Raw genomic sequence first — 15,199 nt, 5'->3', positions numbered from 1 at the left:
GGGGCGCTGTAGAGCACTCATCATCCGATCATACGACCAAACTACTTGCTCATCACCGCCAGCCATTCATCCACCCATGCCTTGCGGTTGGCCGCGACCTCCTCGGGACTGAACAGCAAGGTTTTGGTCGGTTTGACCAGTCTGTCGAAGGCCGGATTGAGCGGCTTGTCGGTCTTGCCGGCCGGGAACATCCAGTTGGTCTCGGGGATGGCATCCTGGAATTTCGGCCCGGTCATGAAGGCGATGAACTTTTCCGCCAGCGGATTTTTGGCTCCCGTCGTGGTGATGCCGGCGACCTCGATCTGCAGATACTCGCCCTCCTCGAAGGAAGCGGCCTGGTAGCGCTCGGTGTTCTCGGCAACCATGTGGTAGGCGGGCGAGGTCGTGTAGGACAGCACCATCGGCGCCTCGCCCTTGGTGAACAGGCCGTAGGCCTCGCTCCAGCCCGGCGTCACGGTCAAGACCTTCGCCTTGAGCTTGGCCCAGGCCTCCGGCGCCTTGTCGCCATAGACCGACTTCACCCACAACAGCAGGCCGAGGCCCGGCGTCGAGGTGCGCGGATCCTGGATGACGATCTTGTCGTCGGCACTGCCCTCGACCAATTCCTTCAGGCTCTTGGGCGGCGTCTTCAGCTTCTGCGTGTCATAGACGACGGCGAAATAGCCATAGTCGTACGGGACAAAGATGTCGTCGTTCCAGCCGCCCGGCACATTGAGCCCGGTCACGGCGCCATGCGGCGCAAACAGGCCAGTGGCCTTGGCATCGGCGGTGAGATTGGTGTCGAGGCCAAGCACGATGTCGGCCTTGGTCGCGGCCCCTTCCAGCTTGACGCGGTTGAGCAGCGCGACGCCGTCGGCAACCGAGACGAAGTCGACATCGCAGCCGCATTCGGCCTCGAATTCCTTCTTCACCACCGGGCCGGGGCCCCAGTCGGCGGTAAAGCTCTCATAAGTGTAGACGGTGAGCTTGTCCTTGGCTAAGGCCGGCCCGGACAGAACCACGACCATTGCAGAGACAAGGGCGTATAAAAGCGTGCGCATCGGCGCCTCCTTCGTTCGGGTTAAAGGAATTGAGGCGTCGGACTGTCCGAAACGTCTAATCCCTCCGCCGGTACAAACCGGATCAGGTTCAGCGGGTTGGCGAGACTGCCTCTCAGCCGGTCCGCGAAATATCGCGTCCGGCACCCCGTTAGAGCGCCTCGACACATAGGCCCGGCCGGTGAACCGCGCAAGTGGCTGTTTGCCGGCCTTCCGTTTCCGCTGCCGGGCTGGTAAGGGCCACACGATATGAGCACATTCACCATCCTGCTTGGCGGCGATCTCATCCGCACGCCACGGCTCGACCGTCAGGTCGAGGGAACCCGCGTCGTCGCCGCCGATGCCGGCATCGGCCATGCAAGCACGCTCGGCCTTGTGCCGGAACTGTGGGTCGGCGATTTCGATTCCGTGCCCGCCGGCCTGCCGGATGAGTTGGCCGCCGTGCCGCGCCGGACCTTCCCGGCAGAGAAGGACGCCACCGATGGAGAACTCGCGATATCGGCCGCCCTGGAGCGCGGCGCGACCAGCCTCGTGCTCGCCGGCGCCTTCGGCGGCAAGCGCGCCGACCATGCCTTCCTGCACATGGCGCTCGCCCTGCGGCTGGCCGGGGCCGGGACAAAGGTGCTGTTGACCAGCGGCGCGCAGGAAGCCGTGCCCCTGGCGCACGGCACGGCCCGCTTCGACTATGCCGACGGCACCCTGTTCTCGATCCTGGGTTTTTCCGAGCTTGCCGGGCTGACCGTCGCCGGCGCGAAATGGCCGCTTGACCGCGTCAAGGTCGCGTTCGGCTCATCGCTGACCATCTCTAATGAGGTCAAGGGCAGGCTCGAGATCGCGCTGGGAGCGGGGCGCGCGCTGCTGCTCGCCCATCCCTATCCCTTGCCAGAAAGCTGACATGGCGCCGCCTCTTCTCAATCTCGACGGAATAAAACTGACGTTCGGCGGCACGCCCCTGCTCGACGGCGCCGACTTGGCTGCGTCGGCAGGCGACAAGATCGCGCTGGTCGGCCGCAACGGGTCCGGCAAGTCGACGCTGCTCAAGATCGCCGCCGGCCTGATCGAGCCGCAGGACGGCGAGGTGTTCCGCCAGCCATCGGCGACCGTCCGCTATCTGCCGCAAATGCCCGACATGGACGGCTTCGCAACCGTGCGCGCCTATGTCGAGGCCGGCCTCGGTCCCGCCGACGATCCTTATCGCGCCAGCTACCTGATGGAGCACCTCGGCCTCTCGGGCGAGGAGCAGCCGGGCGACCTCTCCGGCGGCGAGGCCAGGCGCGCCGCCCTTGCCCGCGTCATGGCGCCCGAGCCTGATATCCTGCTGCTCGATGAGCCGACCAACCACCTCGATCTCTCGGTGATCGAATGGCTGGAAGAGGAACTCGTCCGCACCTCCTCGGCCCTCATCGTCATCTCGCACGACCGCCGTTTCCTTGAGCGCGTCTCGCGCGCCACCGTGTGGCTCGACCGGGGCCAGACGCGCCGGCTGGATAAGGGCTTCGGCCATTTCGAGGAATGGCGCGACCAGGTGCTTGAGGAAGAAGAGCGCGAACAGCACAAGCTCGGCCGCCAGATCGTGCGCGAGGAACACTGGCTGCGTTATGGCGTGACGGCGCGGCGCAAGCGCAACATGCGCCGCCTGGGCGAATTGCAGACCATGCGCCAGCGTTTTCGCGGCCATCGCGGCGCCGAAGGCACCGCGACCATGGTGGCCAGCGACGCCGCCGAATCCGGCAAGCTGGTGATCGAGGCCAGGAACATCGAGAAGAGCTTTGGCGACCTCACCGTGGTCAAGGGGTTCTCGACCCGCATCCAACGCGGCGACCGCGTCGGCCTCGTCGGGCCGAACGGCGCCGGCAAGACGACGCTTCTGAAGATGCTGACCGGAGAATTGCAGCCGGATGCCGGTTCGGTGCGGCTCGGCACCAATCTGGAGATCGCCACGCTCGACCAGAAGCGCGAGGCGGTCGATCCGCAGGAGACGCTGGCTCAGTATCTCACCGACGGGCGCGGCGAGAACCTTGTCATCAATGGCGAGCAGCGCCACGTCGTCTCCTACATGAAGGACTTCCTGTTCAAGCCGGAGCAGGCACGCACGCCGGTGCGCGAGCTGTCGGGCGGCGAGCGGGCACGGCTGATCCTTGCGCGCGTGCTGGCCCGGCCGGCGAACTTGCTGGTGCTCGATGAGCCGACCAACGATCTCGACATGGAAACGCTGGAGTTGCTGCAGGAACTGGTCGCCGGTTTTGCCGGTACGGTCATCCTGGTCAGCCACGACCGCGATTTCCTCGACCGCACCGTGACCAGCGTGATCGCGCCGGACGGCGGCGGCCGCTGGGTCGAATATGCCGGCGGCTATTCCGACATGCTGGCGCAGCGCGGCGGCACCAGGCTCGACGACCGCAAGGCGCGGGCGAAGGCGGATGCAAGCGAGGCGCCGACGGCGAAGGCGGACAGCCCCACCGCCAAAGCCCCGGCAAAAAAACTCTCGTTCAAGCAGAAATTCGCGCTGGAATCGCTGCCCAAGAAGATCGAGGCGGTGACAGCCTCGATCTCGCGGCTGGAGAACAACATCGCCGATCCGGCCTATTACGAGCGCGATCCGGCCTCGTTCCAGAAGACCATCGCCGCCCTCGACAAGGAGCGCGCGACGCTGGCGGCACTGGAGGAAGAGTGGCTCGAACTGGAGATGTTGCGCGAGGAGATGGAGGGGTGAAGATGGTATGCGCTACGTTATGCGCTTAAAAGAGGGCTGTCTCCGTGCTTCAATCGACGACAAAACCTCAGCGAAAGTCTGTCAATACATCCATTGACGCTCAGCTGATCAAAGACGCCAAAGCGTCGGGTATCAATCTCTCGCGCGCCGCCGAGGCGGGTATTGCGAAGGCCATCGCGTCGGAAAAAACGCGTCGGTGGCAAGAGGAGAACTTTGAGGCGATTGTGAGCTCCAACGCCTATGTCGAGCGGAACGGGTTGCCATTGGCCACACGCCCGCTGTTTTGATGGGCCCGTTACGATCTCTATCGGAATGCCGGAGGCAGTGGTTACCTTGTCGATGTTCAGTCCGACCTTCTTGAGAGGCTGAACACGAGAGTCGTCATTCCGTTGATGCCGCCCGACACAGCCCCCGTTCCTGGCCGCCGGCTCTGCCTTGATGGCCACTGAATTGCCGGATGCCGAGGGAAATCTCTCCAAGCACCACGACGACATCGTCGCCGCGCTCGACATGCTGTTCCAAGGCTTCTGACCGGAGCCGACCGTTGCCGTCGGCTCAGCCCGCCGTCTTCGCCTGCCAAGCCTTGATCGCCTCGTCGAACACCTTCTCGCCGGGAATGCCTTTTTCCATCGTCAGCAACGCTCGTCGTCCGGTCTTGTAGACGACCGGCACGTCGATCCAGTCCTGTCCCCGAAGCAAGGTCAGGTTGGCGTCCTCGTCGGCCTTGGTGTCGTTGAGCGCGACGAGGAAGAAGCCGTCGGCGATCTTGGCCGGAATGCCGATCAGCGGGCTGCCGGCATCCTGCTCGGAACTCTTCATGGCCACGCGCAGGATGTTGTCGACGCCGCCGCCTTCGAAACCGTCGGGCGTCAGGAAGATCATCTCGATGATGTGGCTGGCCGGCAGCGTCTGGTCAGTGTTGCGGCGGATGGTCATGCGCAACTGGATGTCCTTGCCGGGAATGGTCGCCTCGGCGCGGATCGCCGGCTCAGGCGGCAGGTCGCCGCCGGGCGATTCCTGCACCAGCGACCAGACGATGTTGCCCGGCTCGGCCGAACCCTGCGCGGTGCTGGTGCGCTCCTCATAGAAGATCGCCTTCTGGCCGACCGGCAGAGAGGTTTGCGTCGGCGCACCGGCAGGCGAGGGCGGCGTGGCGGCGTTGTCAGCCGGCGCCGCGGGTGCGGTCCCATTGGCGGGTGGCGCCGCCGGCGCAGCGCCCGGTGCAGGGGGCGTGGTCCCGGCGGGCGCGCCTGCGGCCGGCGTGCCTCCTGCCGGAGCCGACAAGGCCGGGGTGGTCGTGGCTGAAGGCGGCGTCGTCAGCGCCGCGACGGACTCGCCCTCGCCCACGCCGCTCTGTCCGCCGGCCGGGCCAGGATCGACCTCGCTTCCTTGCGGTGTCAGTCTTTGAGTGAACTTCGGTGTCCCTTCGGGCTCGGCACCGCTAGCCGCAGGTGCCGGGGGCGTTGCCGCCGCATCGCTCGCCGGCTTGGCGGGTGTCGATTTGACCGGCTCGGTCGTCGCGACCTTGCTGCCGCCGCCCAGACCCAGCATCTTGCCGAAGGCATCCTTGTTCAGCCAGATGCCATAGCCGCCGCCGGCAATGACCAGCAACGCAACGGCAGCGGCAATCAGCCCGCCATAGCTGCGCTTGCGTTCAGCCGGACGCAAGCGCTGGAAAGTGTCGGCGGCCGCAGCCTCTTCGTCGCTCGCAAAGACATCGGCATGCTCGTCGTCCTGACCCACATCCATGCCAGGCTGAGCCCTGTCGTCGAACTCCGTGGCCGGCTGCACCGGTACGGGCTTTTGCCAGTTCGGCTCGACCTCGGCGGCGGGCGATGCAGGCCTGGAGATGTCGGGCTCCGGAGCGGGGGGCGGCGGCTTGTAGGGTTCAGCCTTCGAGGCAGGCGCTGCCGGCCAGGCCGGCTCCGCCTTTACCGGCTGTTTGGTATGGTTCGACTGGTTCTTGTTGCGATCGATGGAGGAAAATATGTGCTCCAGTTCGGCAAGCGGATCGGTCTCCGGCACGCTTTTGGCATATTCGCGCTCGAGCCTCGATATGGCGTCTTCCAGGCCGCGCTTCTGCCTTTCGGCTTCCGACGGCGAAAGCGGCGGCTCGCGCTCGGCAATCTTCTTTGCAATCGTCGAGCGCGCTTTGTCGTAGACTTTGGCCCGCAGCTCCGGCGTAGGATCGCCAAAATTGTTTATCGTATCCCTCAGAGCAGAAACGAAATCTTTCGCCATGCGTCAGTCGACCTGTATTGTGCTCCGGGCCGGCCTCCGCAAATCAGCCGCAACGCCCGGAAAGGCTTGAGAAACTAGTCTTGAAACGGATCGGTCACAAGTATCGTGTCGTCCCGTTCCGGGCTGGTGGAGAGGAGCGCGACCGGCGCGCCGATCAACTCCTCGATATGGCGGACATATTTGACGGCCTGGGCCGGAAGGTCGTTCCAGCTGCGCGCGCCGGCGGTGGTGCCTTTCCACCCCTCCAGCGTCTCGTAGATTGGCTCGACGCGGGCCTGCGCGCCCTGGCTGGCGGGTAAATAGTCGATCGTCTCGCCGTCGAGGCGGTAGCCGGTACAGACCTTGATCTCGTCCAGCCCGTCAAGCACATCGAGCTTGGTCAGGGCGATGCCCTTGATGCCGTTGACGGCGACGGCCTGGCGCACCAGCACCGCGTCGAACCAGCCGCAGCGGCGCTTGCGGCCGGTGACGACGCCGAATTCATGGCCGCGCGTGCCGAGGAATTCACCGATCTCGTTCTGCTGCTCGGTCGGGAACGGACCTTCGCCTACGCGCGTCGTATAGGCCTTGGTGATGCCAAGCACATAGCCGATGGCGCCCGGGCCCACGCCGGCACCGGCTGCCGCCTGGCCGGCGACGGTGTTGGACGAGGTGACAAACGGATAGGTGCCATGATCGATGTCGAGCAGCGTGCCTTGCGCGCCCTCGAACAGGATGCGCTCGCCGGCCCGGCGCTTGTCGTCGAGCACCTTCCAGACCCGGTCCATGTAGGGCAGGATTTCGCCGGCGACCGAGGTCAGCTCTTGCATGACCGCGTCATGCGTGGCTTCGGCATGGCCAAGGCCGCGACGCAGTGCATTGTGATGCGTCAACAGCCTGTCGACCTTCAAGGGTAGTGTTTCCAAATCCGCCAGATCCATCACCCGCACCGCGCGCCGGCCCACCTTGTCCTCATAGGCGGGGCCGATACCGCGGCGGGTCGTGCCAATCTTGGTCCCGGAATTTGAGGCGGCGTCCTCGCGGAAGCCGTCCAGTTCCCGGTGCAGGGACAGGATAAGCGCTGTGTTTTCGGCTATTTTCAGGCGCTCCGGCGTTACCTCGACGCCTTGCCCCTTGAGCTTCGCCACTTCGGCAACGAATGCGTGCGGATCGAAGACGACGCCATTGCCGATGATGGACAGCTTGCCCTGCCGCACGACGCCCGACGGCAACAGCGACAGCTTGTAGACCTTGCCGTCGACGACCAGCGTGTGGCCGGCATTGTGGCCGCCCTGGAAACGCACCACGACATCGGCGCGCTCCGACAGCCAGTCGACGATCTTGCCCTTGCCTTCGTCACCCCATTGCGAGCCGACGACCACCACATTGGCCATGTTTCTTTTCCTTCGAGGCGCCGCCGCGCGGCTTGGATACGGTTCGAAACGACAGGCCTCTATAACGTCAAGAGCAGGCCGATGCGACCTTTCTTTGCCGCCGAAAATGGACTGAGGCACAACAATTTTCAGCTTTGACATCATTTACTTGTCCAGGCGCGGGCAATAGGCCGGCGGGCACGCCCCATTCACCTCTTCCCGCTGCGACCCGCCATGCACCGAAGCGCCTACATGTTCCTGCTGCTCACCACCTTGCTGTGGGGCGGCAACTCGGTGGCCGGCAAGCTGGCGGTCGATCACGTCTCACCGATGACGCTGGTCTTCCTGCGCTGGGTGTTGGCGGTGGCGATCCTGCTGCCGATCGGCTGGAATGCGCTGAAAAGAGATTGGCCCGTGGTGCGCAGGCACTGGTTCGTGCTCGCCGCGCTTGGCGCCAGCGGCTTCACCTTGTTCAACACGATCTTCTATACGGCGCTCAATTACACGACCGCGATCAACGTTTCGATCGAGCAGGCGGCGATGCCTATCCTGATCATCGTAGCCAATTTCATCTTCTTCCGCCTGCGCGTGAACTGGGCGCAGATCGGCGGCGTGGTACTGACGATCTTCGGCGTCATCCTGACCGCCTGCCACGGCGATCCGCGCCGGCTGTTGACATTGGAGCTCAATTTCGGCGACGCCATCATGCTGGTCGCGGTCATCCTCTACAGCGGCTATTCGGTCGGGTTGCGGCTCAAGCCTGCCATGCAATGGCAGAGCCTGATGCTGGCTATGTCGCTCGCCGCGCTCGTCACCTCGCTGCCGTTCTTCCTATGGGAAATCGCGGCCGGCAAGGTCATCGTTCCCGACGCGCGCGGCTGGGCGGTGATCGTCTATACCGCGATCGGCGCCTCGGTCGTCTCGCAGATATTCTACATCAGGGGCAATGAGCTGATCGGCGCCAACCGGGCCGGCCTGTTCATCAACCTGGTGCCGATCTTCGGCACCCTGCTTTCGGTGCTGATCGTCGGCGAGACATTCCAGCTCTACCAGGCGTTGGCGCTCGTCCTCGTGCTGGGCGGCATCGCGCTTGCCGAATATAGCGGCCGCAAGGCAGCCATGCCGAGGCGCCAGTAAACTCGCTCGCGCCCCGATCGTCAGCCTTGAGGAGAGCGTCGGCTCGCCCGGCAATTCGCAGGACTACTGCAATTCCTTGCGCACCGCCGCCACGTCGTCGGACGAGACTGCCGGGGCGGCATTGCCCCAGCAGACAAGCCCTACACGCTGCCGACGTCGAACTGTAGCCGCTTGGCCGAATCGATCGATTTGTGCGCCCGCACCTGCTCCAGCACTTTTTCCGGGAACGGTGCGTCGAGATAGAGCAGCGCGATGGCATCGCCCCCTGGCCGGTTGCGGCCGAGCTGGAAGTTGGCGATGTTGACGCCGTTCTCGCCGCACACCGTGCCGAGCAGGCCGATAATGCCCGGCGCGTCGGCATTGGTCGTATAGAGCATGTGCTGGCCGACCTCGGCATCGAGATTGATGCCCTTGATCTGTATGAAGCGCGGCTTGCCGTCGGAAAAACAGGTGCCGGCGATCGAGCGCGTCATATGCTCGGTCTTGACCGTCAGCTTGATATAGCCGTCGAACACGCCCGATTTGTCGCGCTTGACCTCGGCGACGATGATGCCGCGCTCCTTCACCATGATCGGCGCCGACACCATGTTGACGTCTGCTACCTGCGGCCTGATCAGCCCGGCAAGGGCCGCGCTGATCAGCGCGCGCGTATTCATCGTCGCGGTCGAGCCGTCGAACAGGATTTCCACCTCCTTGATCGGGTCCTCGGTGACCTGGCCGACAAAGGCGCCAAGCACTTCGGCGAGCTTGACGAAGGGTTTGAGCCGCGGCGCTTCCTCCGCGGTGATCGACGGCATGTTGATGGCGTTGGAGACGGCGCCCTTGATCAGATAGTCGGCCATCTGTTCGGCGACCTGCAGCGCGACGTTCTCCTGTGCTTCCGCCGTCGAGGCACCGAGATGGGGGGTGGCCACCACATTCTCCATGCCGAACAATGCGTTCTGTTCGGCCGGCTCGGCCTCGAACACGTCGATGCCGGCGCCGGCCACCTTGCCGCTCTTCAGCGCCGCCACCAGGTCGGCTTCGACGACCAGCCCGCCACGGGCGCAGTTGATGATGCGCACGCCGTCCTTCATTTTGGCGATCGCGGCGGCATCGATGATGTTGCGCGTCTTGTCGGTCAACGGCGTGTGCAGCGTGATGAAGTCCGCGCGGGCGAAGAGCTCGTCCAGTTCAACCTTGTCGACGCCGAGTTCCTCGGCGCGTTTGTCCGACAGGAACGGATCGAAGGCGACGACATGCATCTTCAGGCCGACGCCGCGCGTGGCGACGATCGAGCCGATATTGCCGCAGCCGATGACGCCGAGCGTCTTGCCGGTGATCTCGACGCCCATGAAGCGGTTCTTTTCCCATTTGCCTGCATGCGTCGAGGCGTTGGCTTCCGGGATCTGGCGGGCGAGCGCGAAGATCATCGCTACCGCATGCTCGGCTGTCGTGATCGAATTGCCGAACGGCGTGTTCATCACGATAATGCCCTTGCGGCTGGCCGCCGGTATGTCGACATTGTCGACGCCGATGCCGGCCCGGCCGACGACCTTGAGCCTGGTGGCGGCATTGATCAGCTTCTCGGTAACCTTGGTCGCCGAGCGGATGGCGAGGCCGTCATACTGGTCAATTACTTCAAGCAGCTTCTCCTTGTCCTTGCCGAGATCTGGAAGATAGTCGACCTCGACGCCGCGATCCCTAAAGATCTGAACAGCGGTGGTGGAAAGTTTATCCGAGACGAGAACGCGAGGCATGGGATTGGTCCTTGTTGCTTACCCCACCCGCCTTCGCTTCGCTCAGGCACCTTCTCCACGGGGGAGAAGGTCAGGCGCCGATCTTTCTCCCCTTGTGGGAGAAGGTGGCCGCGAAGCGCCCGGATGAGGGCTGTTCCAGAAAATAGCTATTGAGTTTCAGGCTGCCGCTTTCAGCGACGCCTTCTGGCCGGCGAAGGCCCAGTCGAGCCAGGGCAGCAGAGCTTCGAGATCGGAGGTCTCGACCGTTGCGCCGCACCAGATGCGCAGGCCAGGCGGCGCGTCGCGATAGGAACCGATGTCATAGGCGACACCTTCCTTGTCGAGCGCTGAAACCAGACCCTTGGCGAAGGCCGCCTGTGCGTCGGCGTCGAGTGCAGCGACTTGTCCGTCGGTGAAGGACAGGCAGACGGACGTGTTCGACCGCGTCGCCGGCTCTACGGCGAGATGGCCAAGCCAGGAGGATTTCGCGACGAAACGGTCGAGCACGGCCGCGTTGGCGTCGGCCCTGGCGACCAGCGCATCGAGGCCGCCGATCGATTTCGCCCAGCTGAGCGCGTCGAGATAGTCCTCGACGCACAGCATCGACGGCGTGTTGATGGTTTCGCCCTTGAAGATGCCTTCGATCAATTTGCCGCCCGAGGTCAGGCGGAAGATCTTCGGCAGCGGCCATGCAGGCTTATAGCTCTCCAGCCGCTCGACGGCGCGGGGCGACAGGATCAGCATGCCATGCGCGCCTTCGCCGCCCAGCACCTTCTGCCAGGAGAAGGTCACGACATCGAGTTTCTCGAAGTCGAGCTTCTGCGCGAAGGCGGCCGATGTCGCGTCGCAGATGGTCAGACCCTTGCGATCGGCCGGGATGAAATCGCCGTTCGGCACGCGCACGCCCGAGGTCGTGCCGTTCCAGGTGAAGACCACGTCGCGGTCGAAATCGATCTTGCCGAGATCCGGCAGTTCGCCGTAACCGGCCTCGAGCTTGCGCACACCGGCAAGCTTCAACTGCTTGACCACGTCGGTGATCCAGCCGGAGCCGAAACTCTCCCAGGCGACCATGTCGACGCCGCGCTCACCCAGCAGCGACCAGAGTGCCATCTCGACGGCGCCTGTATCGGACGCCGGCACGATGCCGATGCGGTAGTCGGCAGGAACCTGGAGAATTTCGCGCGTCAGCGCGATCGCCTGTTCGAGCTTGGTCTTGCCGATCTTGGCGCGATGGGAACGGCCGAGCGCGGCAGCTTTCAGCGCCTCGACCGACCAGCCGGGGCGTTTCGCGCAGGGACCTGAGGAAAAATTGGGGTTTGCCGGACGGAGTCCGGGCTTCGTATGCGTCGTCATGGTGGTCTATCCTTCCAGATAGTGGCCCCTCGTTGGGGAGGGGTGGCCCACGGACGGCGATATGCGCTCGGGCTTCGGGCGTCAAGGGGAAAGTTTTTGTCGCGGGCAGGATACTGGCGACCCGCGATCAGGATCTCGTGAGCTTCAAACGCAAACGGCGGACCGAAGAGATCCGCCGCCAGGGTTCATGTATGCCAGCCTACTACCAGAGATCGTAGCGTAGCCCGAGCTTAACCTGATGATTGCTGATTCCCTTGTGGACCGGAAACGAGGTCAGGCTCTCGGCCGTCACATATTCGGCGTCGGGCGCCGAGAAATACTGATAGCCGAGATCGACGGAAACATTCTTCGACACCTGATAGGCAAGGCCGGCATTCAGCGTGTAAGCGAAGGAATACTTGGTCTTGTCGTCACTCAGTCCGAAGTCGTCGGTTGGATCGCCATTGTCGGTGAAATAGCTCGCCGAGAGCTTGTGCGTGCTCCTGACGATGCCGATGCCGGCGCCGAGATAGGGTGTTATGCCGACATAGGTTCCAAGGTCGACATAGCCGTTGAGCATGCCTGAAAAGGCATAGTTCTTCAGGGACGCCGACGCCAGGGTCGCCTCTGCCGCGGTCGCTGAATCGTCATAGCCAATGCCGATCTTGTTGCCGGGAAGGTAACCCAGATTGAGATCGGCACGCAGATAATCGTTGAAGTGGTAGCCGAAGCCGATGCTGGCGAAGACCGAGTCTTCCTCGTTGTCGAAGCTCGCCGGCGTGAAGGCGAAATCCTCATTCTTGAAGCTCTTCTCTACCAGGTAGGAGACATCGCCGCGCAGATACCAGCCCGAGCCGACCTCGACCGGCACGTAGTCGGGCGCCTGGTCGACATAGACCGGGGGATCATAGTCGGCGGCCAGCGCAGGCGTCAGCGGCATGATGGCGAATGTGGCAAGCACCGGCGCCATACGCGATGTGAGTTTCATGATCCCCTGCTCCCGATTTCGGCGCCACCAGACGGCAGCCATCGTTTCAGGAAGCATTGTTAACCATAGTGGTTAAGTCGGGGTTAAGGCTAACAGAGCGTTAGCGAATGATTTTCGGGCAGCCAGACAAGCGAAAACCGCCCGGCTGATGCCGGGCGGTTTCGGACCGTTGGATGGTCGGATGTTACTTGGTGTAGATCGGCTCGGGTTCGGGCTGATAGGCCACCGTCGGCGCGGCGCAACCGTTGTTGCCGCCGAACTGGTACCGCAGGCCGCCGCGCACCTCATGCGTGTCGATGCCGCGGTCGAAGCCCGGCCCGGCGCTGCTGATATCCCACTCGAACATGCGGCCGCCCTGGATGTGGCTGTAGCGATAGCCCGCGTCCAGGATCAGCTTGTCGGTCAGGCAGTAGGAAGCGCCGGCCATGAGCGCGTAGGCAAAGCGCCAGCTTTTCGCACCGGGGTTGAACTCGGTGGTGTTCGGGTCCCTGACATCGTCCCATCTGACATGCGCGCCGCCGATGCCGGCGCCGACATAGGGCGTGATGCCGTGATAGGTGCCGAGATCGACATAGGCGTTGGCCAGCAGCAGCAAGGCGCTCATTTTCGACACTTCGGTCGACGTCGAGAAAGCGTCCGAGGTTCCGCCGTCGAAGTTCGACTTGAACCAGTAATCGGCGGTCAAATCCGTACGAAAATGATCGTTGATCTTGTAGCCGACGCCGGCGCCGAGCGAGAAGCCGCCCTTGAGCTTGCCGAAATCGAAGCTCCTGTCGCCGGGAATGACGTTACAATTACAGGGATCGATGGTGTAGGTCGTGTAATCGATGCCGCGCACTTTCGACTTGTGGTAGTCGAGATCGCCGCGAATGTACCAGCCGCCGACATCGACTGGCTGCTCGTATACCGGCGGCGGCGCCTCTTCGACCACCGGCTCCGGAAGGTCGGCCGCGAACACCGGCCATGCCAGGCCCGCGAACAGCGCGGCGAACAGGGCCTTTCTTGCTGTATTGAACATGCTTGTCACCCCTAGAAACCCTCGGAACAGCGGTCGCGTCCGAATGAGATTGGCTTTCAGGCGTGGATAATGAATTGCAAAGGTTAAAAGGCATTTAACCCTGTCTATTAACCACGAATCTCGAGCATTTGAGGAATTCGGATGGTTCCACGTGTCTCGAGCCAGTTTCGCAGGCAAACAAAAGCCCGCCGGACGGGCGGGCTTCTAAGCAATCAGAGCGGCGTCGGCCCTCCGAATGCACCTGAGATCAGGCGGCGCTGCGTGTTTCCGAGATGACCTCGACGATGTCGTTGACGACGGCCTCGACCAGCTGCGGGTCGTCGCCCTCGGCCATGACACGGATCAGCGGCTCGGTGCCGGACGGCCGGATGACGAGCCGCCCCGCCTTGCCGAGGCGTTGACGGGCGTCCTCGATCGCAGCCTTGACCGGAGCTTCCTCGAGCGGCTTGCCGCCGGCGATGCGGACGTTCTTGAGGAGTTGCGGCACCGGCTCGAACTTCTTCGACAATTCGCTGACCGGCCGGCCCTGCCGCTTGATGCAGGCCAGCACCTGCAGCGCCGAAACCAGGCCGTCGCCCGTGGTCGAGAAGTCCGACAGCACGATGTGGCCCGACTGCTCGCCGCCGACATTGAGCCCGTGCGCGCGCATATGCTCGACGACATAGCGGTCGCCGACCTTGGTGCGGTGCAATTGCAGCTTCATGTCGCCGAGGAAGCGTTCGAGGCCGAGATTGGACATGACCGTCGAAACGACGCCACCGCCGGCAAGCCGCCCGCTCTGGTGCCAGGACTCGGCGATCATTGCCATGATCTGGTCGCCGTCGACGATCGCGCCGTTCTCGTCAACGATGACGACACGGTCGGCATCGCCGTCGAGCGCGATGCCGATGTCGGCGCGCACCTCGTGCACTTTCTTCTGCAGGCCTGCCGGATGGGTCGAGCCGCATTCCTTGTTGATGTTGAAGCCGTTGGGCTCGACATTGATGGCCACCACTTCGGCGCCCAGCTCCCAAAGCGCCTCGGGGGCAACCTTGTAGGCGGCGCCATTGGCGCAATCGACGACGATCCTCAAACCTGAAAGCGACATCGAACGCGGCAAGGTGCGCTTTGCAAACTCGATGTAGCGGTCATGCACGCCATCGACGCGCTTGGCGCGACCAAGTCCGTCGGAATCGGCGAGTGCCAGTTCGATATCCTTGTCCAGCATGCTCTCGATGCGCTCTTCGATCTCGTCGGAGAGCTTGTAGCCGTCGGGACCGAATAGCTTGATGCCATTGTCGTAATAAGGATTGTGCGAGGCCGAGATCATGACGCCGATATCGGCGCGCAGCGAACGCACCAACATGGCGACCGCCGGCGTCGGGATGGGGCCGAGCAGGAACACGTCCATGCCGGCGGCGCAGAGGCCCGCCACCATGGCGTTCTCGATCATGTAGCCGGAAAGTCTGGTGTCCTTGCCGAGCACCACACGGTGACGATGGCTGCCGCGCTGGAAGGACAGGCCGGCCGCCATGCCGACCCTCATCGCGATTTCCGCCGTCATTGGAAACTTGTTGGCGCGCCCGCGAATACCGTCCGTGCCGAAATAATTTCCTGCCATGCTAGTCAGTGTCCCCGGTGGTTCTTGCCCGGTACGTCATGCCATAATTGGCCGGCGCACTAC

12 protein-coding genes, 1 pseudogene and 1 riboswitch are annotated in these 15,199 nt (G+C 63.6%); of the genes and pseudogenes, 5 read left to right on the top strand and 8 right to left on the bottom strand.

Annotated elements, in window-relative coordinates; translation table 11 throughout:
• Positions 1 to 41: 41 nt before the first annotated feature.
• Positions 42 to 1,040: a thiamine ABC transporter substrate binding subunit gene (gene thiB, locus FJ986_RS28995; RefSeq protein WP_140554930.1), complete on the bottom strand. Its 999-nt coding sequence runs from the start codon at positions 1,038 to 1,040 to the stop codon at positions 42 to 44.
• Positions 1,041 to 1,082: 42 nt separating this feature from the next.
• Positions 1,083 to 1,198: riboswitch (TPP riboswitch) on the bottom strand.
• Between the two features lie 88 nt (positions 1,199 to 1,286).
• Here thiB and FJ986_RS28990 point away from each other — a divergent pair.
• The 4 genes and pseudogenes from FJ986_RS28990 to FJ986_RS31220 all read left to right on the top strand — a co-directional run.
• Positions 1,287 to 1,931, top strand: coding sequence for a thiamine diphosphokinase (locus FJ986_RS28990; protein WP_140654780.1), 645 nt, complete (start codon positions 1,287 to 1,289; stop codon positions 1,929 to 1,931).
• Position 1,932: 1 nt separating this feature from the next.
• On the top strand, positions 1,933 to 3,750 hold the full coding sequence (locus FJ986_RS28985; RefSeq protein ID WP_140566884.1) for an ABC-F family ATP-binding cassette domain-containing protein: 1,818 nt from the start codon (positions 1,933 to 1,935) through the stop codon (positions 3,748 to 3,750).
• Between the two features lie 44 nt (positions 3,751 to 3,794).
• Positions 3,795 to 4,037, top strand: coding sequence for a type II toxin-antitoxin system CcdA family antitoxin (locus tag FJ986_RS28980; RefSeq protein WP_140580085.1), 243 nt, complete (start codon positions 3,795 to 3,797; stop codon positions 4,035 to 4,037).
• 66 nt (positions 4,038 to 4,103) lie between these two features.
• Positions 4,104 to 4,199: pseudogene (locus FJ986_RS31220) on the top strand (hypothetical protein); the annotation flags it as partial.
• 106 nt (positions 4,200 to 4,305) lie between these two features.
• Here FJ986_RS31220 and FJ986_RS28970 read toward each other — a convergent pair.
• Positions 4,306 to 5,991 (bottom strand): hypothetical protein, encoded by a 1,686-nt coding sequence (locus FJ986_RS28970; RefSeq protein ID WP_140676702.1) that lies wholly within the window; start codon positions 5,989 to 5,991, stop codon positions 4,306 to 4,308.
• Between the two features lie 74 nt (positions 5,992 to 6,065).
• A complete protein-coding gene (locus FJ986_RS28965; RefSeq protein WP_140493285.1) occupies positions 6,066 to 7,364 on the bottom strand; it encodes an adenylosuccinate synthase in 1,299 nt (432 codons plus the stop codon).
• A 213-nt stretch (positions 7,365 to 7,577) separates the two neighbouring features.
• Between FJ986_RS28965 and FJ986_RS28960 the strand changes: the two genes are divergently transcribed.
• Complete coding sequence (locus FJ986_RS28960; protein WP_140676699.1) at positions 7,578 to 8,480, top strand: DMT family transporter; 903 nt, start codon at positions 7,578 to 7,580, stop codon at positions 8,478 to 8,480.
• 140 nt (positions 8,481 to 8,620) lie between these two features.
• On the opposite strand, the gene serA is transcribed toward FJ986_RS28960, so the two are convergent.
• The 5 genes from serA to glmM all read right to left on the bottom strand — a co-directional run bounded on the left by serA (position 8,621) and on the right by glmM (position 15,136).
• Positions 8,621 to 10,219 carry a phosphoglycerate dehydrogenase gene (serA, locus tag FJ986_RS28955; RefSeq protein WP_140554925.1) on the bottom strand — a complete coding sequence of 533 codons (1,599 nt, stop codon included), beginning with the start codon at positions 10,217 to 10,219 and terminating at the stop codon, positions 8,621 to 8,623.
• Between the two features lie 156 nt (positions 10,220 to 10,375).
• Positions 10,376 to 11,551: a phosphoserine transaminase gene (locus FJ986_RS28950; RefSeq protein WP_140517560.1), complete on the bottom strand. Its 1,176-nt coding sequence runs from the start codon at positions 11,549 to 11,551 to the stop codon at positions 10,376 to 10,378.
• 202 nt (positions 11,552 to 11,753) lie between these two features.
• Positions 11,754 to 12,518 carry an outer membrane protein gene (locus FJ986_RS28945; RefSeq protein WP_140676696.1) on the bottom strand — a complete coding sequence of 255 codons (765 nt, stop codon included), beginning with the start codon at positions 12,516 to 12,518 and terminating at the stop codon, positions 11,754 to 11,756.
• Positions 12,519 to 12,702: 184 nt separating this feature from the next.
• Entirely contained in the window at positions 12,703 to 13,536 is an 834-nt protein-coding gene (locus tag FJ986_RS28940) for an outer membrane protein (protein ID WP_140493269.1), read from the bottom strand.
• A gap of 247 nt (positions 13,537 to 13,783) precedes the next feature.
• On the bottom strand, positions 13,784 to 15,136 hold the full coding sequence (glmM, locus tag FJ986_RS28935; protein WP_140493266.1) for a phosphoglucosamine mutase: 1,353 nt from the start codon (positions 15,134 to 15,136) through the stop codon (positions 13,784 to 13,786).
• Positions 15,137 to 15,199 lie beyond the last annotated feature (63 nt).

Origin of the sequence: Mesorhizobium sp. B1-1-1 (genome assembly GCF_006442955.1) — a bacterium.
GTDB lineage: Bacteria > Pseudomonadota > Alphaproteobacteria > Rhizobiales > Rhizobiaceae > Mesorhizobium.
Note: the sequence above shows the minus strand (reverse complement) of the source record. Positions and strands in the feature narration are given on the sequence as shown.

Bases quoted from the DNA above. Each gene is read 5' to 3' on its own strand.
- FJ986_RS28985 (WP_140566884.1), top strand. From the start codon at position 1,933: ATGGCGCCGCCTCTTCTCAATCTCGACGGAATAAAACTGACGTTCGGC.
- FJ986_RS28970 (WP_140676702.1), bottom strand. From the start codon at position 5,991: ATGGCGAAAGATTTCGTTTCTGCTCTGAGGGATACGATAAACAATTTT.
- FJ986_RS28945 (WP_140676696.1), bottom strand. From the start codon at position 12,518: ATGAAACTCACATCGCGTATGGCGCCGGTGCTTGCCACATTCGCCATC.
- FJ986_RS28965 (WP_140493285.1), bottom strand. From the start codon at position 7,364: ATGGCCAATGTGGTGGTCGTCGGCTCGCAATGGGGTGACGAAGGCAAG.
- FJ986_RS28950 (WP_140517560.1), bottom strand. From the start codon at position 11,551: ATGACGACGCATACGAAGCCCGGACTCCGTCCGGCAAACCCCAATTTT.
- thiB (WP_140554930.1), bottom strand. From the start codon at position 1,040: ATGCGCACGCTTTTATACGCCCTTGTCTCTGCAATGGTCGTGGTTCTG.
- FJ986_RS28940 (WP_140493269.1), bottom strand. From the start codon at position 13,536: ATGTTCAATACAGCAAGAAAGGCCCTGTTCGCCGCGCTGTTCGCGGGC.
- FJ986_RS28960 (WP_140676699.1), top strand. From the start codon at position 7,578: ATGCACCGAAGCGCCTACATGTTCCTGCTGCTCACCACCTTGCTGTGG.
- FJ986_RS28990 (WP_140654780.1), top strand. From the start codon at position 1,287: ATGAGCACATTCACCATCCTGCTTGGCGGCGATCTCATCCGCACGCCA.
- serA (WP_140554925.1), bottom strand. From the start codon at position 10,219: ATGCCTCGCGTTCTCGTCTCGGATAAACTTTCCACCACCGCTGTTCAG.
- glmM (WP_140493266.1), bottom strand. From the start codon at position 15,136: ATGGCAGGAAATTATTTCGGCACGGACGGTATTCGCGGGCGCGCCAAC.